This is a genomic window from Pseudoalteromonas byunsanensis (assembly GCF_001854475.1).
Lineage (GTDB): Bacteria > Pseudomonadota > Gammaproteobacteria > Enterobacterales > Alteromonadaceae > Pseudoalteromonas > Pseudoalteromonas byunsanensis.
This window is the reverse complement of record NZ_MNAN01000035.1, coordinates 30,396-50,224: the sequence shown is the minus strand read 5'-3', so window position 1 is coordinate 50,224 and position 19,829 is coordinate 30,396. Positions and strand designations below refer to the sequence as shown.

19 protein-coding genes are annotated in these 19,829 nt (G+C 43.3%); 10 read left to right on the top strand and 9 right to left on the bottom strand.

Annotated features, from left to right (window positions below; translation table 11 throughout):
• Positions 1-359 precede the first annotated feature (359 nt).
• From BIW53_RS16400 to pspF, 6 genes are read right to left on the bottom strand one after another with little or no spacing between them, the layout of a single operon-like run.
• The gene (locus tag BIW53_RS16400) at positions 360-1,121 is read right to left on the bottom strand and encodes an ATP-binding cassette domain-containing protein (protein ID WP_070993128.1); all 762 of its coding nucleotides are present in this window, start codon (positions 1,119-1,121) and stop codon (positions 360-362) included.
• Positions 1,106-2,113 carry a peptide ABC transporter ATP-binding protein gene (locus BIW53_RS16395; RefSeq protein ID WP_070993127.1) on the bottom strand — a complete coding sequence of 336 codons (1,008 nt, stop codon included), beginning with the start codon at positions 2,111-2,113 and terminating at the stop codon, positions 1,106-1,108. The genes BIW53_RS16400 and BIW53_RS16395 overlap by 16 nt, the downstream gene beginning before the upstream one ends.
• Positions 2,113-3,006 (bottom strand): ABC transporter permease subunit, encoded by an 894-nt coding sequence (locus BIW53_RS16390; RefSeq protein ID WP_070993126.1) that lies wholly within the window; start codon positions 3,004-3,006, stop codon positions 2,113-2,115. Before BIW53_RS16390 ends, BIW53_RS16395 begins: the two co-directional genes overlap by 1 nt.
• Positions 2,993-4,027: an ABC transporter permease gene (locus BIW53_RS16385; RefSeq protein ID WP_070993125.1), complete on the bottom strand. Its 1,035-nt coding sequence runs from the start codon at positions 4,025-4,027 to the stop codon at positions 2,993-2,995. Before BIW53_RS16385 ends, BIW53_RS16390 begins: the two co-directional genes overlap by 14 nt.
• Positions 4,027-5,631 carry an ABC transporter substrate-binding protein gene (locus BIW53_RS16380; protein WP_070993124.1) on the bottom strand — a complete coding sequence of 535 codons (1,605 nt, stop codon included), beginning with the start codon at positions 5,629-5,631 and terminating at the stop codon, positions 4,027-4,029. Before BIW53_RS16380 ends, BIW53_RS16385 begins: the two co-directional genes overlap by 1 nt.
• 2 nt (positions 5,632-5,633) lie before the next feature.
• On the bottom strand, positions 5,634-6,719 hold the full coding sequence (gene pspF / locus BIW53_RS16375) for a phage shock protein operon transcriptional activator (protein ID WP_070993123.1): 1,086 nt from the start codon (positions 6,717-6,719) through the stop codon (positions 5,634-5,636).
• Between the two features lie 186 nt (positions 6,720-6,905).
• Here pspF and pspA point away from each other — a divergent pair, with 186 nt between their 5' ends.
• From pspA to BIW53_RS16335, 8 genes are all read left to right on the top strand, one after another.
• Complete coding sequence (pspA, locus tag BIW53_RS16370; protein WP_070993122.1) at positions 6,906-7,568, top strand: phage shock protein PspA; 663 nt, start codon at positions 6,906-6,908, stop codon at positions 7,566-7,568.
• Positions 7,569-7,644: 76 nt separating this feature from the next.
• Positions 7,645-7,875: an envelope stress response membrane protein PspB gene (gene pspB / locus BIW53_RS16365; protein ID WP_415839071.1), complete on the top strand. Its 231-nt coding sequence runs from the start codon at positions 7,645-7,647 to the stop codon at positions 7,873-7,875.
• Positions 7,872-8,273 (top strand): envelope stress response membrane protein PspC, encoded by a 402-nt coding sequence (gene pspC / locus BIW53_RS16360; protein WP_070993120.1) that lies wholly within the window; start codon positions 7,872-7,874, stop codon positions 8,271-8,273. The genes pspB and pspC overlap by 4 nt, the downstream gene beginning before the upstream one ends.
• A 76-nt stretch (positions 8,274-8,349) precedes the next feature.
• Positions 8,350-9,756 (top strand): YcjX family GTP-binding protein, encoded by a 1,407-nt coding sequence (locus BIW53_RS16355; protein WP_070993119.1) that lies wholly within the window; start codon positions 8,350-8,352, stop codon positions 9,754-9,756.
• Positions 9,753-10,796, top strand: coding sequence for a TIGR01620 family protein (locus BIW53_RS16350; RefSeq protein WP_070993118.1), 1,044 nt, complete (start codon positions 9,753-9,755; stop codon positions 10,794-10,796). Before BIW53_RS16355 ends, BIW53_RS16350 begins: the two co-directional genes overlap by 4 nt.
• A 137-nt stretch (positions 10,797-10,933) precedes the next feature.
• Positions 10,934-12,112: a trans-sulfuration enzyme family protein gene (locus BIW53_RS16345; RefSeq protein WP_070993117.1), complete on the top strand. Its 1,179-nt coding sequence runs from the start codon at positions 10,934-10,936 to the stop codon at positions 12,110-12,112.
• 219 nt (positions 12,113-12,331) lie between these two features.
• On the top strand, positions 12,332-13,129 hold the full coding sequence (gene phhA / locus BIW53_RS16340; RefSeq protein ID WP_070993116.1) for a phenylalanine 4-monooxygenase: 798 nt from the start codon (positions 12,332-12,334) through the stop codon (positions 13,127-13,129).
• 10 nt (positions 13,130-13,139) lie between these two features.
• Positions 13,140-13,484 carry a 4a-hydroxytetrahydrobiopterin dehydratase gene (locus tag BIW53_RS16335; RefSeq protein ID WP_070993115.1) on the top strand — a complete coding sequence of 115 codons (345 nt, stop codon included), beginning with the start codon at positions 13,140-13,142 and terminating at the stop codon, positions 13,482-13,484.
• Between the two features lie 59 nt (positions 13,485-13,543).
• On the opposite strand, the gene dapD is transcribed toward BIW53_RS16335, so the two are convergent.
• The 3 genes from dapD to map are packed head-to-tail and all read right to left on the bottom strand — an operon-like array spanning position 13,544 to position 17,796.
• Entirely contained in the window at positions 13,544-14,371 is an 828-nt protein-coding gene (dapD, locus tag BIW53_RS16330; protein ID WP_070993114.1) for a 2,3,4,5-tetrahydropyridine-2,6-dicarboxylate N-succinyltransferase, read from the bottom strand.
• Positions 14,372-14,382: 11 nt separating this feature from the next.
• The gene (gene glnD / locus BIW53_RS16325; protein ID WP_070993113.1) at positions 14,383-17,001 is read right to left on the bottom strand and encodes a [protein-PII] uridylyltransferase; all 2,619 of its coding nucleotides are present in this window, start codon (positions 16,999-17,001) and stop codon (positions 14,383-14,385) included.
• 9 nt (positions 17,002-17,010) lie between these two features.
• Complete coding sequence (map, locus tag BIW53_RS16320; RefSeq protein WP_070993112.1) at positions 17,011-17,796, bottom strand: type I methionyl aminopeptidase; 786 nt, start codon at positions 17,794-17,796, stop codon at positions 17,011-17,013.
• 264 nt (positions 17,797-18,060) lie between these two features.
• Between map and rpsB the strand changes: the two genes are divergently transcribed.
• Both rpsB and tsf read left to right on the top strand, forming a co-directional pair.
• A complete protein-coding gene (rpsB, locus tag BIW53_RS16315; protein ID WP_070993111.1) occupies positions 18,061-18,789 on the top strand; it encodes a 30S ribosomal protein S2 in 729 nt (242 codons plus the stop codon).
• Positions 18,790-18,893: 104 nt separating this feature from the next.
• Positions 18,894-19,745 (top strand): translation elongation factor Ts, encoded by an 852-nt coding sequence (gene tsf, locus BIW53_RS16310; protein ID WP_070993110.1) that lies wholly within the window; start codon positions 18,894-18,896, stop codon positions 19,743-19,745.
• Positions 19,746-19,829: the final 84 nt, after the last annotated feature.

Genomic DNA, 19,829 nt, shown 5'->3' with positions numbered 1-19,829 from the left:
TATTCATACGTCGGTGGTAGGTGGAAAAATGCGTTGCACAGAGATTGAAAAGCTCCGCCTGATAATTGGCAGTAGATGCAGACGTCATTTATGTCTTTCCTTTTTATAAGCACGTGACGAATGAAGCTGGTGTGACACTTAATGGTGGGTCTGTGCAAAGCTATCCATGTTGAACAGAGCCTGAATTTGCAGTTATTTCAAACCCAGTAGTGCCACCAATTTTGCATAGCAGTGTACACTTTTTTAACACAGAATCAACTATGGTTAACTTTGTGTTTGTTTAAGTTTCAATATTGCTATGTTGTTTTGGGGGAGGGGAAATAAACAGCAATACATCAAAACGCTGTCACAACTTATGACTACACATTTAAAAGTCGTTGCATAACGCGAGACTTAGGGGCTGCAAAAATACTTTGGGTATTGCCGTATTCAGCGATTTTCCCTTTATTTAGTACCAGTAGCTGGTCACTCATATGCTTGACTAAACTCAAATGGTGAGTGATCAAAACATAGCTCAATCCAGACTCACGCTGTAGCTCTAACAACAAGTTTACGGTTTGGGCTCTCACCGAAGGGTCCAGTGATGATAGCGCTTCATCAAGCACCACAACTTTTGGGTCCAATATGAGTGCTCTTGCCAATGCGATACGCTGCAATTGGCCACCACTGAACATATGTGGGTAGTAGTCGTAGTGCTCGGTTAACAGACCTACTCGGGTTAGGGTGTGCTTAATCTTTTTATCTCGTTGCTGTATGGTCAGCTCCGTGTTTAGACGCAAACAGTCATCTAGCATGTCACCGATGGTTAAACCTGGATTTAGTGAACGCGTTGGGTCTTGAAAAATAAGGCGAATATGACGGCATTGTGCGTTACGCAGGCCATTATCTTCAATGGTGTCACCATCTAGTAAGATCTGCCCCTTGTCAGCATGGTCCGCGCCTGCTAATAGTCTTGCTAAGGTACTTTTTCCCGAACCCGTTTCACCTATGATGGCTAGTGTTTCACCGACTCCTACCGAGAAGGAAATATCGGTAAGTACTTGGACGTGAGTGCGTTTAAATACTCCCGCGCGAGTACAAAACGATTTGTTCAGAGCTTGTACTTTTAAGAGTGGTTGCATTTAGGCTTATCCTTCATCAATGGAAAGTGGCATGCATAAGTATGACTGTGAACTTTACTCTGCGTTGGAGTGACGACACATTGCTTTTGTGCCTGCGGACAGCGAGGTCCAAGTCGACAACCTATGGGTAAATGCTGTAGCGGTGGTATTGTTCCTTTGAGCGCATAAAACGGTTCTTTGTGAGCAAGCCCTTGTGCGTAGTCGGGCAAACTTTTTACCAAAGCTTGCGTGTAAGGATGAAATGGGGTGCAAAATACTTTATCAGTAGGACCGGCTTCAACCATCTGACCACAATATAAAACATGCATGGCATGTGACCAATCAGTGATCTCTTCCAGCTCATGTGAAATCATTAAGATAGACATGTTTTTCAGTTGATTAAGACTCTTAAGCAGGCGGAATACTTGTGCTTTAGCGATGCTTTCAAGAGCGGTGGTCGGCTCATCTGCAATCAGTAATTTAGGGCTACGGGCGATAGCCATAGCGATCATGACTTTTTGGCACACTCCCTCAGAGAGTTCATGTGGGTAGCTGCTGGCCACTTTTTTGTCGTCTCTGATCCCAACTTTATGCAGCAGTGCCTTGACCTTACTCTTTCTTTCGCTGTTACGGGAGAAAAAGCTGCTTTTGATGCTACTTTCAGGTATCGACTCCGCGACTTGATCGTATATTTTGGCGGTTGGATCTAGACTTCGGCTTGGCTCTTGGTAAATCATCGCCATATCTCGACTAACAATTTTTCGCCGCTTTTCGGGGCTTAACCTCATTAAATCGACCCCTTGCCAGTGCATTCTGTCTGCGGTTACCGTCCAACGTTTGTTCAATACGCCTACAATGGCTTTGGCAATCAAACTTTTACCTGAGCCTGATTCACCCACAAGGGCATGCACTTCTCCCTCTTTTAGGCTGAGGTTGATTCTATCAACGGCTCGGATCACACCCTCTTCGGTTTGCAATTCAATGGTCAAATTTCGAATATCGAGCAACTGCATTAATCCACCTTTCGCCCTTTGAGTACCTGCCTTAACCCATCGCCCACTAGATTAGTAGACAATACAGCAATAAATAGTAACACACCGGGAAGACCAACAGTCCATGGCGCAAGGTAAATGAGACTGAGGTTTTCAGCCAAGATCGCCCCCCATTCGGTAGTGGGGGGCTGAGCACCTAATTTTAAAAAGCCCAGTGCGGCAATATCCAAAATTGCGGTAGATAACGCCATGGTAAAAATAACCACAATATGTTCGTAAATGTTCGGTAATACCCCACGGACAAGGATCTGTAATTTAGATGCGCCGTCCAAACGAAATGCACTAATATAGTCTTTGCTGAGCTCTTCTACCACTAAGTTTCTTACCGAATGCACGTGCTGGGGTAACAAGGCAAAAATAATGGCCCACACAGTATTGAGCAACCCAGGACCTAACACCGCAATAATGATGATGGCCAATAATAGGGAGGGAATCGATAAGGTTATATCTAATAGATGGTTCAATAGGCTTGAGCGCAGTCCTTTACTGATCCCTGCGAAAGTGCCTAGTACAACGCCGATTAAGGTTGTTACAAGCGCTGCGATAATTGATAGGCCAAAGGTATAAGTGGCACCATTCATTAATCGAGATAGTACATCACGGCCAAGATCATCGGTGCCAAGTATAAAACGCACATCCCCAAGGTCATGCCATGATGGTGGCAGTAATAGCGCATCTCCATGCTGTTGGTTAATGCCATATGGCGCGATAAATGGAGCGGTAATTGCCAACAGTGTTAGGGCAACGAACACCCATAGCCCCACCAATGCTGGGTGGTTAGACTTAAACTTTCGCCACAATCGAGACAGTGGCGAGCGGTTTGACTCTTCACTAAATAAACTAAACTTTGCCATGGGCCTGATTTCTCGATATTGGGTCAAATAAAGTATGACTAAACTCAGCCAGCATGTTGGCCAAAATAACAAACATTGACACAGCTAACAGCCCCCCCTGAATTGCAGGGTAATCGCGCTGATAAATACTGTCTATTAGCCAGCGTCCAACACCTGGCCAAGAGAAAATGACTTCAGTGATCATCGCAAGGGTGATCAAGGTACTAAATTGCAGACCAATTTGTTTAATCACAGGTAACAAAGCATTTCGTAAAGCATGATGCATGATCAACTGGCGTCGGTTGAGGCCTTTTGCTCGTGCCGTTTTGATATAGTTTTGTTCCAACACATCAAGCATGGAGTCTCTAGTAAAGCGGATCAACACCGTAGTTGGATACATTGCAAGTACGATAGTTGGCAAGGCTAAATGATGCAATGCATCCACAAATGCTAGGCCTTGATATGGGAAACCCTGCAAAACGATATCAAGCAAAATAAAGTTGCTAATGGGTTCAACTTCATACAGCAAGCCTATGCGGCCAGACATGGGAAACAACCCCAGTCCGAGACAAAATATCATGATCAGCAATAGCGCTAGCCAGAATATTGGAACAGAAAACCCTAATAAGCTTAGTGAATTGATCACTTTTTCTGGCCAGCGTTTGTGATAGGCCGAGGCGACGATTCCGCTTGGGATCCCTACGAGGATTGCGACCCCTAAGGCGTAAACACATAGCTCTAATGTGGCGGGAAAGAGCTTAACCACATGGTCAAATACGCTTTGACCTGAAGATAAAGAAACCCCCCAGTCACCGTGTAAAATGCGCTGTAAGAACGCCAAATACTGAACGATAACACCCTCATTAAGGTGGTATTTCTCGGTAAGTTGTTGGCTTTGCGAGAATGATGGATTCACTTGGCCACTGACATTAGCTAGTAATTCACCAGGGAACAAATAACTCAAAGAAAATGTAAACACGGTTAAGGTGAATACCATAAACAACAGCAAGGATAAACGACGCAACAAATATTCAAATAACATTAGTCTCGCCTCGCTTTACCTAGAGAGATACCACCAAATGGGCGAAGCGTAATGTCTTTGACATCAACGCTGGTGGCTTGAAAGCGCATACCATGTGCAATGGGTACTAATGGTAGCTGTTCAATAATCATTTTCTGTGCTTGATGGTAGAAAGCTTTACGCAGCTCTACATCAGTTGTGTCCAAAGCTTGAGTAAGTAGTAAGTCGAATTCAGGGTTACACCAGTTGGCTGGATTTTTACCACTGAAGGTAGCAGTACAACTTAATAATGGACTGAAAAAGTTATCAGGGTCTGGGGTGTCAGCAGCCCATCCTAGCAAAACACTATCGTGCTCATGTTGGCCAATTCGCTCTATGAATGTGTTCCATTCATATTCAACAATTTGGGCTGAGATCCCAATTCCCTTTAAATCACTTTGAATTAGCTCGGCCATTTTTCTGGCATTTGGGTTATAAATACGCGATACGGGCATCGCCCATAAGGTCATACTAAAGCCGTCTTCATAGCCCGCTTCGACTAGCAGTTGCCTGGCGTATTCGGGATTATAAGTGGGCATATTATCTTGCGCTTGAAAAGCCCAAGATGATGGTGGCAAATGAGATTTGGCAATGATGCCATTACCGTAAAACACTGCCTGCATTATCTTTTCAAAATCGACGGAATGCGCCAGCGCTTTGCGAACCAGCAGGTTGTCAAAAGGCGGCTTCTCTGTATTAAAAGCCCAATAGCCGATGTTGAGGTTGGGAGCTTTATCTACACGAATATCATCGCGAGCCGCCAGAACGCTCAATTGTGTAGCACTTGGATGTGCTGTGATGTCGCACTCTTTGGTTAGCATTTTCGCAATACGACTGGTGCCATTGGTGGTAATATCAAAAACCAGTTGCTGCATTGGCACAGGATGTTTCCAGTAGTGTTCGTTACGATGATAGCGGATCAGGTTATCACGCAAAAAGTTCTTATATTTATATGGACCAGTCCCTATCGGGTAGGTATCAAATAACTCTTTTTGTTCAAGGGCCGCAAGGTGACTTGCATATTCCTCTGATAGGATCACCGCAAAGTCAGTAGCTAAATTGGAAAGAAAGCTACTTTCAGCATTAAATAGCTCAAAGCGCACTGTATAGTCATCGACTTTTACGACCTGACGGATAAGCTGATCTAAACCCACACTTTGAAAATAAGGGTAGTGAGCGTCGCCCACAAAGTGGTAGGGGTTATAAACGTCAAACAAGCGACTAAAAGAGAACACCACATCGTCTGCGTTTAGTAATCGAGTTGGCTTGAAGTAGTCAGTATGATGAAACTGTACATCTTTACGTAAGTAAAATGTCACCATCTTGCCATCATCACTTACTTGCCAAGAATGGGCTATTTCGGGTTTAAACTCGGCGGTTTCCGGGTCAATACTTAATAACGTGTCATAGAGCTGGCTAGCTATGATATCAATGGTTGAGCCTGTGGTCGTCACTTGTGGGTTAAACGACACTGGATTTGCTTCAGAGCAATATACTAACCCTTGGGTTTTTCTGATTGTCTGTTGGCTGGCATCTATACAGCCGAGCAAGCAGGTGCACAATACACCTAACAGCAAATTACGCACGCTTATGCCTCTTGTTTTTGACCCGAGTCTAATAAGTTGTATTTTTTCAAATATCCACGTAGCTGATGATACGTTAAACCAAGCATTTGTGCAGTTTTCTTTTGATTAAATTGGCTATGTTCGAGTGCTTTTTGTAATAAGTCGATTTCAAATTCATTGGAAAGTGACTTAAGGTCGCACGGAAACCCTGTGTCATGTGCTTTGTTTACTGGTTCTGCAACCTGTGTCGCTTCTTGATTGGCAGGCGTCACAGCAGGAGAAACCGTCTCGGATATCACCTTGGCTTTTACGCGCTGAGCGGGACGATGCGGGCTCTCAAACGGGTCCAAAACAATGTTGTGTACGGGTAAACTTTCGCTGCCATGACGATACAAACTGCGTTCGATTACATTTTTTAGCTCACGAATGTTACCAGGCCAGTCATATTCCAACAGTTTATCAGTGGCTTTACGGGTAAAGCCACTAAACAGAGACCAGTTGAGATCTCGAGCCATGTTGATAGCAAACTGCTCTGCCAATAACATAATGTCTTCTTGACGGGACCGCAGTGGTGGCAAAGTGATCACGTCAAAGGCCAACCTATCCAGTAAGTCGTGACGAAACTCGCCATTATCAGCTAAGGTTGGTAGGTCTTCATTGGTTGCACAAACTAAACGAGTATCAACTTTTACCGTACTTTTGCCACCAACGCGCTCAAACTCACCATATTCTATGACTCGAAGTAGCTTTTCTTGCACCATTGCTGAAGTGTTTGCCAATTCATCTAAAAACAAGGTGCCACCGTTAGCACGCTCGAAGCGGCCTTCATGACGCTTGTTAGCACCCGTAAAGGCACCACTTTCATGGCCAAACAGTTCACTTTCTAGCAAATTTTCATTGAGTGCGGCGCAATTAAGTTTGATATAGTTTTGTTCCCATCGCTCAGATAAATAATGTAATCTTGCTGCGATAAGTTCTTTACCAGTACCACGCTCACCAATAATGAGAACGGGTTTCTCAAGTGGAGCGAGTTGTGATACTTGGTCCAATACAGCTAAAAAGCTGTCAGATTGGCCGAGTAAATTATCCTGCTGGCGAAATTGGATCATATTAACTAACTCTTAGTTATTTTTGCTAACTGTTAGTGTATTTCAAAAACAGAATGAACTAAAGTTATTTTTAAAATCTGTTAACCTTATGATATTGTTGTTCTTTTATGGTTTTAAAAAGTTGGCAAGTAATTTGATACATATCATGTCAGCAATTCAAATTTATAAACCAAAGAGGTAAAGATTATGGGAATTTTCTCTCGTTTTGCAGACATCGTTAATTCTAATATCAATGCCATTTTAGATAAAGCCGAAGATCCAGAAAAAATGGTCCGTCTTATCATTCAAGAAATGGAAGATACATTAGTTGAAGTTCGTTCTACATCTGCTAAAACACTTGCTGAAAAGAAAGAGTTGACGCGTCGTGTTGAACAACTTAATGCGCAAACTCAACAATGGCAGGAAAAGGCTGAGTTAGCACTGAATAAAGAGCGTGAAGATCTAGCGCGTGCAGCGTTGCTTGAAAGACAAAAGTCTGAAGAGGCGGCACAAAGTGTTATGTCTGAACTTGAGCATGTTGAAACGCACATTGATAAGTTGCAGCAAGAGGTATCAACGTTGCAAGAAAAGCTGGCAGACGCTAAAGCTAGACAAAAAGCGATTGTACTTCGTCAACGTTCTGCTGAGTCGCGCCTAGAAGTTAAAAAAGCGCTAGATAGCTCAAAAGTAGAAGATGCACTCAATCGTTTCGAACGTTATGAAAGTAAGATTGATGGTCTAGAATCTCAAATTGAGTCATATGATTTAGGCAAAAAGTCGTTGGCTGATGAAATTGCAGACCTGCAAAAAAATGAAAAAATTGATGACGAATTAGCTGAGCTAAAGAAAAAGCTGGCTAAAAACAAATGAACTTAACTGGTATCTGCTGAACTAATTCAGTAGATACCAACTGTAAGGTTACGCCTTAGTTTTGGAGTAATAGATTATGGAATTAGACGTTTTAGTTGCACCGATTATTATTTTTATGGCGGTAGTCGCTCCCTTGTGGTTGATTCTGCACTATCGCAGTAAAAAACAAGTAAGTCAGGGGTTGAGTGAACACGAACATCGTCAGCTGAGTGAGCTTGCTAGTAAAGCTGAAAAAATGGCTGAACGTGTAGAGACACTAGAAGCATTGCTTGACCAAGAGGCACCAGAGTGGAGACGTAAGGTATGAGTAGCTTAAAGCGCGAGTTATATCGCGACCCTAAACGAGGCAAAATTGCTGGTGTATGCGCAGGGCTAAGTGATTACTTTAATATGGAGCTGTGGTTAGTACGTATCTTAGTTATCACGGCTGTACTGCTCTCTGGCGGCCCCTTGTTTGTTGTTGCGTACATTGCATGTTGGTTTATCTTAGATACTAAACCATACTCTGATTCACACAAGAGCGACAAAAATAGTCAAGACCCTATTTCTGTCAAATTTAAAGTTTGGCAAAAAGGTGAACCACCAAGACGTGCGCTATTTGACTTGAAAGATCGTTTGACTCGCTTAGATAGCCGTATTCAAAATATGGAAAAGTACGTGACTTCAAGCGAATTTACGGTCAGTAGAGAGATCAACAAGTTGTAATATTGGACTGAAAAGCTAATGTGGCGTGTGTGCGCCACAGCGCTTAAAAGCAATTTAAGAGGGAATCTGAACAAACATGAAAGCTAAGCTTATTACTGAAAAAGCCCTCGAAAAACTCAAATCCAGCACAAAAAAAGCCATTAACCGTAGCTTAGACAGACATGTAAAACTGGCTGTGACGGGATTTAGTGGCAGTGGCAAAACTGCGTTTATTACCGCCTTGGTTAAACATCTGACTAGTCAGGCAAATAAGCAAAATCTGCCATTTTTTGACGTGGTGCGTGAACAGCGTCTTATTGCTGCCAAACAAGTCCCGCAAAGGGCATTAGATATTCCTACATTTGATTATCAAAGTGCGGTCTCGTGTTTACTTGCTGATGAGCCTCAATGGCCTCCTTCTACCGAGCGTATCAATACCTTAACATTGGCGATTAAATTTGAAACACAGCACGGCATCAAGCAGCACTTGTCCGCCGTTAGTACCCTATATCTAGAACTTATAGATTACCCAGGGGAGTGGCTGGCAGACTTACCCATGATGTCACAGGATTATAAAACGTGGAGTGAGGCGATGTTAGCCTTGTTAAAAGCCGACGCTTATAAACCTTACAGTGAAGAATTCTTATCGTTACTGGCTGATTTCAACAGCGCCGAGCAAGTTGATGAACAAGTACTCAAAACGCTAGCAAAGAGTTATCAGGAAGTGTTAAGCGCACTGAAAAAAAATACCCATCTTGCACAACTTCAGCCAGGTAGAATGTTGATCCCAGGAGATCTAGCTGGGGCGCCTATTTTACTCTTCTTTCCTGTAGACACCCAAGCGCAAGGTGGTGACAATAGTCAGTATGAACAACTACAAGCGCGGTTTGAAGCATATAAGCAGCAGGTAGTCACACCATTTTATAAACAGTATTTTTGTCAGTTTGATAGACAATTGGTATTGGTTGATGTGCTCAGTGCCCTCAATGATGGACCAGACACGTTGCGGGAGCAACAAGAGGCTATTGGGCATGTAATGCAAGTTTTTAATTACGGCAAGTCCGGACTGCTCAAACGACTGTTTTACCCAAAGATAGACAAAGTATTGTTTGCCGCCAATAAATGTGACCATGTTAGTCCATCACAGCAAGCGGATATTGCCTTGTTGCTCAATGATATGCTCGGTGAGCACAGTAATGATTTGCGTTTTGCTGGCGTCGCTGTGGATACTATGGCGATTTCTTCGGTACAAAGCACACAAGTTAAGCGGGTACAAGAAAGCGGGCAGTCGCTAGAATGTGTGTATGGCAAGGTATTGGCAGAGGATTGTTGGACGACCTATTTACCGCCACAACCGCCAAATCATTGCCTGTCAGCTCAACAGTGGCCAGAGCAGGGTTTTGAATTTTTGTCGTTTTCTCCTTTAAAAGCATCACAAGGAGACCTCGGTCACATCCGTCTCGATCACACATTACAATTTCTCATCGGAGACAAATTAGCATGAATGACATTAATCAGTTGCGCGCAGGTAGGCGTATTGCAACCAGTGTTGAGCCGGACCATGCAGAGCAGCCACTAGATTCTGGTAAACGAGTTGAAGGTGTGCATATTGACCCTTTAATGGGCGATGAAAATGTTGGGCTTGAAGCTGAACAAGAACTTGAACTTGAGCAGGTATTTCAAAAGCCAAAAAGAAGGTTAGGGTTGTTTGGCTATTTTGTAATTAGTTTACTTACGCTTGTTGTGGTGGAGAGCGTATACAGTATTGTACAGGCACTGCAAAGCTCTTGGCTACTGGCATTACTTTACATCAGTGTACTGGGGTTAGCTGTATTATGTGCTCTGGTTTTTGTTGTTAAAGAAGCAAGCGCATTACGTAAATTGAAGCATCATCAGCAACATCGCCAAGATGGACAGAGGCTACTCAATAGTACCCAAATAGGCGAGGCACAAGATTGGTTAAGCCCGTTGCTTGCTCATCATCCAAAACAGCAAGTAGAAGAGTTTAAAGCAGCCCTAAAGTCACATCATACGGACAAAGAAGTACTGCAATTGTATGAGTCCAGCTTGTTGCAAACCCAAGATCAGCGAGCTAAAAAGATGATTAACCAACACGCCACAACGAGTGCTCTACTGGTGGCGATGAGCCCATTAGCGCTTGTTGATATGCTGGCAGTGCTGTGGCGTGGTATCCACTTGATAGAAGCAATTACCAAACATTACGGTATCAAATTAGCCTATCGAAGTCGTATTACTTTGTACAAATTGTTGTTTAAACAAATGGTATTTGTGGGGGCGACAGAGCTGATCACAGATCTTGCTGCGACGAGTTTAGGTGCAGAGCTATTAGGCAAGCTTTCAGCGAGGGCCGGTCAAGGGCTAAGTGCTGGTGTGTTTACCGCACGTTTAGGATATAAGACCATGGAACTGTGTCGACCCTTACCACGTCTTGAGCATCAACCTAATTTACTTAAATCTACTGTCGATCAAATAGTTAAAACATTATTAAAGCGTACCGAAGTGTCCCCCAAAAACGATAGGTGACAACAATTATGTACACCTGTGAGCAAGCGAGTAGAGTGAGCTAGCCGTCTTAGCGTCTGGCTTGCTTGTGAATTTTACCATGCTGACTTATTTATTAGGCAAATCAATTAAAGAATAATAAGTTAGCAGGTTAATTTATGAAGAAGTATCACGATAACACGCAATGTATTCACGGCCCTGAGCATTTCAATGACCCACATGGTGCTCTCACTGCGCCACTATATCAAACATCCACTTTCGCATTTAAAGACGCAGCACAGGGGGCAGCGCGCTTCGCAGGGGAAGAAGCAGGTTACATTTACACCCGTCTTGGTAATCCAACAACACGTGAGCTGGAGCAAAAGCTCGCTCAACTTGAAGAAATGGAAGATGCGGCTGCCACTGCAACAGGGATGGGGGCGGTTTCTGCTTCTGTGCTAAGTTTCCTACAACAAGGGGATCACCTGATAGCTTCAAGTGCGTTGTATGGTTGCAGCTTTGCATTGTTTGCGCACATGTTACCTAAGTTCGGTATTGAGGTAACTTTTGTTGATATGACTAATGAAGATGAGTTGAAAGCAGCTTTAAAGCCGAACAGTAAAATGTTATTTGCAGAAACACCTATCAACCCAAACATGACGGTTCTGGACCTAAAAATGTTGGGGGATTTTGCAAAGCAGCATCAATTGGTAAGCGTAATAGACAATACATTTATGACGCCTCTTTTACAAAAGCCTAAGCATTTTGGAATTGATATCGTTATTCACAGTGCGACTAAGTATTTAAATGGTCATGGTGATGTGGTTGCTGGAATAGTATGCGCAAGCAAAGAACATATTGAACTAATCAAACTGACGGTGCTAAAAGACATTGGAGCAACGATAAGCCCACACGATGCGTGGTTAATTAACCGAGGCCTGAAAACTTTGGCTGTTCGCATGGCCCGTCACTGTGAAAGTGCACAAAAAGTCGCAGAGTTTTTGGAAAAGCACCCTAAAGTGAGCAAGGTGTACTACCCAGGGCTTGCATCTCACCCAGGTTATAAGTTTTTGGGTGAGCAGATGAAAGGCGCTGGCGGTGTGATTGCTTTCGAGATAGCTGGCAGCTTGCAAGATGGTGAAACATTTATCAATGCGACTGAACTGTGCACGCTTGCTGTTAGCTTGGGAGACCCTGAAACACTTATTCAGCATCCTGCATCAATGACACACTCTCCTTACACTCCTGAAGAGCGTCAAGCTGCAGGTATCTCTGATGGCCTGATCCGTATTTCTATCGGTCTAGAGGATGTTGAAGACATCATCGATGACTTGGATAACGCTTTTAAAGCATTTTAGTGTAAACTTGTGTTTACTTAAACCTCCACTGTAGCCCGTCATTTTGGCGGGTGTTTGTTTTTCATTACAAATTTGTATTATAAAGTGTACAAATTTGCATGTTGCTCAGGTGGCGCAGTGAGGGTCAGCTATTACACTTTCTATTACTTTTACATAATATCGTAGTTACAAGTTGAGGCGCGATCATCAAAGATCGACCGATGTAATAAGAAGGTTAAAATGGCTAAATCGAGCAAATATACTTCAAAGCAACCTGATGCAAATGGCATTATTGCTTGGAGTGATGAAGAAAATAAAATTTGGTCAGAGCTAGTGGCTCGTCAATTAAAGTGCATTGAAGGCAAAGCCTGCGATGAATATATGGAGGGGTTGAAGAAGATCAATCTACCTCAGGATCGTATACCGCAGTTGCATGAGCTTAATGAAGTACTTGGTAAAGAAACCGGCTGGCAAGTGGCTCCTGTTCCTGCGCTTATCGACTTTGATGAATTCTTTCGTTTGTTAGCAAATAAACAATTCCCTGTGGCGACGTTTATACGTAGCCGAGAAGAGTTTGACTACTTACAAGAGCCTGATATTTTCCACGAGATTTTTGGTCATTGCGCAATGCTAACCAACCCTGACTTTGCGGAGTTTACGCATAAGTATGGTCAGTTAGGCTATGCGGCGCAAAAGAAAGACAGAGTGTATCTGGCGCGTTTATATTGGTTTACAGTTGAATTTGGTTTAATGCAAACCGAAAAGGGTCTGCGTATTTACGGTGGTGGTATTTTATCAAGCCCAGGAGAGACTCAATACGTTTACACAGATAAGCCAGAGATCTCACCGCTGGAAGTATTAGATGTGCTTCGTACACCGTATCGTATTGATATTATGCAGCCTGTGTACTACACAATTAACTCAATCCATGATTTGTTTGATATTTCACAAATGGATATCATGTCATTGGTTGAAAAAGCAAAAGAGTTGGGCTTATTCGAGCCAAAATTTCCCCCTAAAGAAAAGTTAGCAAGTTAAGGATTTATAGATGTCTGATTTAAGTGCACAAAAATGTGAAGCGTGTCGTGCGGATGCGCCTAAAGTGTCAGATGAGGAACTAGCGGTATTGATTAAGCAGATCCCTGATTGGGTTCCTGAAGTGCGTGATGGCATCATGCAGCTTGAGCGCGTGTTCAAGTTCAAAAACTTCAAAGCCGCGCTTGAGTTCACCAACAAAGTCGGTGCGATGGCAGAAGAAGAAGGTCATCACCCAGGATTGTTAACGGAGTGGGGTAAAGTGACCGTAACTTGGTGGAGCCACTCTATCAAGGGCCTTCATAAGAACGATTTTGTTTGTGCCGCGAAAACTGATGACGTATTTGCTGCCCTGTAATGAATAGCGATTCGAGATAAAAAAAGCGCCAATTGGCGCTTTTTTAATAGCTGATTCGGTTATTCATCAACAGAGCGAAGTAAGGCGTTAATGCCGACTTTCTCTCGTGTTTGTTGGTCAACTTTTTTCACAATAATTGCGGCATACAAACTATGTGAGCCGTCTTTGCTTGGTAGTGACCCTGGTACTACAACAGCCCCCGCTGGTACTCTGCCATAGTGAATTTCGCCAGTCTCTCGGTCGTAGATTCGAGTGCTTTGAGAAATGTACACACCCATTGAAATTACCGCACCTTCTTCAACAATCACCCCTTCAACAATCTCAGAGCGAGCGCCGATAAAACAATTATCTTCAATGATAGTCGGATTGGCTTGTAGCGGCTCTAGCACGCCTCCTATGCCCACACCGCCCGATAGGTGTACATTCTTACCAATTTGCGCACACGAGCCAACAGTGGCCCATGTGTCGACCATCGTGCCCTCATCAACATAAGCACCGATGTTAACGTAAGAAGGCATCAACACTACGTTCTTACCTACAAAGCTGCCCTGACGTGCTACAGCGTTAGGAACAACGCGCATACCGCCTTGTTTGAACTGCTCAGGCGTATAGTCGCTGAATTTTAAAGGTACTTTATCGAAATATTGGCTTACACCATCGTGCATAGGCTGATTGTCACGAATTCGAAATGATAGTAATACCGCCTTTTTTAACCATTGGTGTACTACCCACTCGCCACTGATTTTTTCAGCCACGCGAGCTGCACCAGAATCAAGCAGTTCCAGCACTTGAGTGATCGCACTTTTTACGGGTTCTGATACTTGCGTCGGTGTGATGCTGTCACGTTGTTCCCACGCTTGTTCAATGATTAATTTTAGATCTGACATAATGTCCTCTTTTATTCGGATTCTGCGTTTAATTTTCTCATTAAATCACGATGCAATTCGGCTTTGTGTTCTTCGCTTAAAGCTTGGTACTTCTCATCGGATACCACAAAGAAATCTTCCGCACGTTCGCCCACGGTTGTAATCCGCGCGGCATGAATATGCAGTGAATTAGCTTGAAATACTTCGGCTATTTTGGTTAGTAAACCTTGGATATCAATCGCTTGAATTTCAATTAGGTTTCTGTCATTGCGCGGATGAGGGCGCACGATGACTTTTGGTTTGATATTAAAGTCTTTAAAACGCTGTGAGCGATTCTTTTTAACGCGTATTTTTTTCTTGGGGTCTTGTAATACAGCCTCGATACCCTTGCGAATTGAGTTAGCTCGAGCACTGGCAATAGGATTACCGTTGACTTCCAAGATCACAAAACTAAATACGACATAGCCGTCTTTGGTCGTCATGACTTGTGCGTGTTGGATCTGTGCTTTTTTAGAGCCAATGACACTCACCAGTTTGGCAAACAATGTGACTTCATAGGGACTATATACGAATACCTGCGTTCCGCCATGAAGAGGCTTTTCACTGACCATTACACTGGCTTGACTTAGGTCTTTGGACTTAAGTAAGTGCTCGCTATGCCAAGATATTTGCTGCTCACTAAATGCGGTAAAGTAATTCGCTTTAAAACGTGACCAACTTAGGTCGATGAACTCTTCTTCGAAGCCTTTGTTGATCAGTCGCTGCTTGGCTTGGTGCTTTTTATCACGGATTTGATCACGCATATCCATAGGGTTTTCAAGACCGAGGCGCAATGCGCGTTGCGCATGTAAGTAGAGCTCGCGAAGCAGGGTATTTTTCCAATCGTTCCACAAGTTGTCGTTGGTTGCTCGAATATCAGCAACTGTCAGGCAGTATAAATAATCTAACTGACGCTCGTTTTTAACCTGTGAGGCAAATTCATTGATAACATCAGGGTCGTTGATGTCTTTTCGTTGTGCAGTCACAGACATCAACAGGTGGCTTTTGACCAGCCAGGCAACAAGACGTGAATCTGAAGTTGTAAAACCATGCATTTTACAAAATGCTAATGCATCCACAGCTCCTAACTCAGAGTGATCTCCCCCGCGGCCTTTGGCAATATCATGAAATATCGCCGCAAGATACAGTAACTCGGGTTTGTCCATTCGAGTGACAATTTCGCTACAAATAGGAAATTCACTCGGTTGAGTTTTATCAAAGTAGTGATAAATATTTTTAACAAGTTTGTGGGTGTGTTCGTCCACAGTGTAGGCGTGGAATAGGTCGAACTGCATTTGGCCAAAAATATTCCGCCACTGTGGTAAATAAGCGGCCATCAAACCATGCTTGTGCATTAGTGTAAACGCACGTCCCATGCCGTTTGGGTGTTTTAACAGACGTAAAAACGCATCTCTACAACCGGCATAATCTTGTAGGTCGCCAAGTAGTCTTCGTCGTACTTGACGCATTGTTCTGATGGTATTTGGGTCAATACTAATAATTTCGGGGTTGTCGGCAATATGTTCAAAAAGCACAAATAGTTGTTCACGTCTGAAAAACACCGAAGGGTTTTTAACACGAATTTTATTGCCCACTCGCTCAAAGTTTCTATCAAGTGGCACAACGGCCTGCTCACTGCTTTCTGGTAAGATACTTTGCTCAAAATAAGACAAAAGCATCTGATTCATTTCTCGTACGCGACTCATGATCCTAAACAGGCGTTTCATCATGCGCTCAACCGATGCTTTACCTTCGGCACCAAAGCCTAGTAACTCAGCGGCATTGGGTTGATGGTCAAACAACAAGCGGTTTTCGTTACGACCAGCGGCTAAATGCAGAGCAAAGCGGATGTTCCATAAGTTTTCAATACATTCTAGAAGCTCTTGATACTCCTCATGAGTCAGGTAGCCATGACTAATTAACTCTTCGAGGGTTTCAGCGTGGAAGTGCTTTTTTGCGACCCAAAAAATGGTCTGCAAATCCCGTAATCCACCAGGGTTCTCTTTAACATTTGGCTCAAGGTTATAGGCGGTGCCGTGACACTTTCTATGACGAACTTTTTGTTCGTCTACTTTGGCGATAAAAAATTCATCAGAACGCCAGATCGGCGTTTCCATAATGTGACTTTTTAAGCGTTCAAATTCAATGTGGTTGCCGCAGATCAAGCGACTTTCTAGTAAGCTGGTAGTAAAGTGAACGTCTTGCTTTTTTTGTTCAAGCACCTGCTCATGTGTTTGGACGCTGTGGCCTATCTCTAAATTTAAATCCCACAATAGAGTCACAAAGGTTTCTAAGCAACCTTTGAGTTGTTCGTCGGGAGGTGATTGTACCAATAGCAAGAAGTCAACATCAGAGTAGGGGTGAAGCTCACCTCGGCCATAGCCTCCGATAGCGATCAGAGCAATTTCTGGATATTGTGCAAGACCTGTGTCATTAAACAACTTAATCAACAGGCGGTCGATAAACTCGGCGCGAGCGTTGATCAGGTTTCGTACAGGTTGCTTTGAAAATTCGTTGTGTAGCCATTTATAAAAATAAGCAGAACAATCTTTATAATCATCTAGCTGCTCGGCATCGTCGAGCAGCTTTTTTACTCTGTTAGGCAGTGCCACCTAAGGCTCCTAGTGTTCAATCACTCTGTCAATTGTCTCGTCGTTACGCAGGGTAAGGATCTCAACGCCATTTTCAGTGACCAGTAATGTATGCTCCCACTGAGCTGATAGACTACGGTCTTTGGTTACAACAGTCCAGTCGTCTTTTAGCAACTTACATTGACGCTTGCCCGCATTAACCATCGGCTCAATGGTTAAACACATGCCAGCTTTTAGCATCTCGCCAGTACCTGGTTTACCATAGTGCATGACTTGTGGTTCTTCGTGGAATTCTTTACCAATGCCGTGTCCACAATATTCACGAACGATAGAGTAATTAAAGCCCTCAGCAAATTTTTGAATAGCGGCACCAATGTCACCTAAACGCACGCCAGGTTTCACCATTTTGATGGCAAGGTAAAGGCTTTCTTGGGTAATTTCGCTCAAGCGCTTACCTTGAATTGTTGGCTCACCAACGTAGAACATTTTTGATGTATCGCCGTGGTAACCATCTTTAATCACCGTGACATCGATATTAATAATGTCACCTTCTTTAAGCGGTTTGTCGTTAGGAATACCATGACAGATAACATGATTCACAGACGTACAAATTGATTTAGGAAAGCCATGATAATTTAGTGGCGCTGGTATCGCATTTTGCTCATTCACAATATAATCGTGACAAATTGTATTTAGCTCATCTGTAGTGACCCCAGGCTTCACATATGGCCCAATCATTTCTAACACTTCTGCGGCTAAACGCCCGGCAACACGCATTTTTTCGATTTCATCAGGGGTTTTAATCACTGCACTCATTGACACTCCAAGTCGGTTTTTTTAAGTTAGCAACAACGCACAATTTTTGTACTTATCGTTGAGTTATGCACTTTTATATGGTATAAAGCGCGCCGTCTTTTTACAAATAAATCTTACGGGGTTGTTTGTATTTAAGATAAACACATTCATATTAACACACACACATATCGACACATACACTTGGGTGCATGTCTTGGTAAATCTAAGCATGTTGGTGCTATGGGATATGTGGAGGCTTAACCCTAACTATTAGAGGAAATTAAAATGGCAAACGTTTCAATGCGCGATATGCTTCAGGCTGGTGTTCACTTCGGTCACCAAGCTCGTTACTGGAACCCTAAGATGAAACCTTTCATCTTCGGCGCTCGTAACCGTGTACATATCATCAACCTAGAAAAAACTGTTCCTATGTTCAACGATGCACTTAAGTTCTTACAGAACACTGCATCTAACAAAGGTAAAATTCTTTTCGTAGGTACTAAGCGCGCTGCAAGCGAAGCAGTTAAAGAAGCAGCTCTTCAAAGTGATCAGTACTTCGTAAATCACCGTTGGTTAGGTGGTATGTTGACTAACTGGAAAACAGTTCGTCAATCAATCAAGCGTCTTAAAGACCTTGAAGCTCAAAGCCAAGACGGTACTTTCGAGAAGCTGACTAAAAAAGAAGCGTTAATGCTAACTCGTGAAATGGAAAAGCTTGAAAAGAGCCTTGGCGGTATCAAAGATATGGGTGGTCTTCCTGACGCTATCTTCGTTATCGACGCTGACCACGAGCACATCGCAATTCGCGAAGCTAACAACCTAGGTATTCCAGTAGTATCTGTTGTTGATACTAACTCGAACCCAGATGGTGTTGATTTCATCATCCCTGGTAACGACGATGCTATCCGCGCTATCCAGCTTTACACTGGCGCTGTAGCTACTGCTATCACTGAAGGTCGTGAAAGCAACATCGTTGCTCAAGCAGAAAGCGACGATTTCGTAGAAGCTGAGTAATTAGCTGTCATCAAGTCTTCATCTAAATGAGGTGAAGACTTGATATTCTTGAAGAGCGGTTATTCCGCTTCCCTAAAACAGAATTCATATTTGAGGATATTCTAATGGCTGTAACTGCTGCCCTAGTAAAAGAATTACGCGAGCGTACTGGCGCTGGCATGATGGATTGTAAAAAAGCGCTAACTGAAACCAATGGTGACATTGAGCTAGCGATTGAAAATATGCGTAAGAGCGGTGCTGCAAAGGCTGCTAAAAAAGCGGGTAACATCGCTGCTGAAGGTACAATCCTTATCAAAGAAGGCGAAGGTTTCGCTGCTCTATTAGAAGTTAACTGTCAGACTGACTTCGTTGCTAAAGACGCTAACTTCCTTGCGTTCGCTAACTCTGTACTAGACGTTGCTGCTGCATCTAAAACAACGATTGCTGATCTTCAAGCACAGTTCGAAGAAGCACGTGTTGCTCTAGTTGCTAAAATCGGTGAAAACATCAACGTTCGTCGCGTTGAGTACATCGACGGTGCTAACCTTGCGACTTACCGTCACGGTGAGCGTATTGGTGTTGTTGTTGCAGGTGAAGCTGACGAAGAGACACTTAAGCACGTTGCAATGCACGTAGCTGCTTCTAAGCCTGAGTACGTAAACCCAGAAGACGTTCCTGCAGACGTAGTTGAAAAAGAAAAAGCGGTACAAATCGACATCGCGATGAACGAAGGTAAGCCTGCTGAAATCGCTGAGAAAATGGTTGTTGGCCGTATGAAGAAGTTCACTGGTGAGGTTTCTCTTACTGGTCAAGCTTTCATCATGGAACCTAAGAAAACTGTTGGCGAAATCCTTAAAGAGAAAGGTGCTACAGTATCTAACTTCGTACGTTTAGAAGTTGGTGAAGGTATCGAGAGGAAAGAAGAAGACTTCGCTGCTGAAGTTGCTGCACAAATCGCTGCTGCAAAAGGCGAGTAATTTTGTTCAGTGGCAAAGGCAAATACCGATGGTATTTCCTCGATTTGCTTTTGCTTCGATGCTGAAAATTCTTTAAAATAGCCG

Coding starts and splice junctions, on each gene's coding strand:
- BIW53_RS16400 (WP_070993128.1), bottom strand. CDS start 1,121: ATGCAACCACTCTTAAAAGTACAAGCTCTGAACAAATCGTTTTGTACT.
- BIW53_RS16395 (WP_070993127.1), bottom strand. CDS start 2,113: ATGCAGTTGCTCGATATTCGAAATTTGACCATTGAATTGCAAACCGAA.
- BIW53_RS16390 (WP_070993126.1), bottom strand. CDS start 3,006: ATGGCAAAGTTTAGTTTATTTAGTGAAGAGTCAAACCGCTCGCCACTG.
- BIW53_RS16385 (WP_070993125.1), bottom strand. CDS start 4,027: ATGTTATTTGAATATTTGTTGCGTCGTTTATCCTTGCTGTTGTTTATG.
- pspF (WP_070993123.1), bottom strand. CDS start 6,719: ATGATCCAATTTCGCCAGCAGGATAATTTACTCGGCCAATCTGACAGC.
- pspA (WP_070993122.1), top strand. CDS start 6,906: ATGGGAATTTTCTCTCGTTTTGCAGACATCGTTAATTCTAATATCAAT.
- pspB (WP_415839071.1), top strand. CDS start 7,645: ATGGAATTAGACGTTTTAGTTGCACCGATTATTATTTTTATGGCGGTA.
- pspC (WP_070993120.1), top strand. CDS start 7,872: ATGAGTAGCTTAAAGCGCGAGTTATATCGCGACCCTAAACGAGGCAAA.
- BIW53_RS16355 (WP_070993119.1), top strand. CDS start 8,350: ATGAAAGCTAAGCTTATTACTGAAAAAGCCCTCGAAAAACTCAAATCC.
- BIW53_RS16350 (WP_070993118.1), top strand. CDS start 9,753: ATGAATGACATTAATCAGTTGCGCGCAGGTAGGCGTATTGCAACCAGT.
- BIW53_RS16345 (WP_070993117.1), top strand. CDS start 10,934: ATGAAGAAGTATCACGATAACACGCAATGTATTCACGGCCCTGAGCAT.
- phhA (WP_070993116.1), top strand. CDS start 12,332: ATGGCTAAATCGAGCAAATATACTTCAAAGCAACCTGATGCAAATGGC.
- BIW53_RS16335 (WP_070993115.1), top strand. CDS start 13,140: ATGTCTGATTTAAGTGCACAAAAATGTGAAGCGTGTCGTGCGGATGCG.
- dapD (WP_070993114.1), bottom strand. CDS start 14,371: ATGTCAGATCTAAAATTAATCATTGAACAAGCGTGGGAACAACGTGAC.
- map (WP_070993112.1), bottom strand. CDS start 17,796: ATGAGTGCAGTGATTAAAACCCCTGATGAAATCGAAAAAATGCGTGTT.
- rpsB (WP_070993111.1), top strand. CDS start 18,061: ATGGCAAACGTTTCAATGCGCGATATGCTTCAGGCTGGTGTTCACTTC.
- tsf (WP_070993110.1), top strand. CDS start 18,894: ATGGCTGTAACTGCTGCCCTAGTAAAAGAATTACGCGAGCGTACTGGC.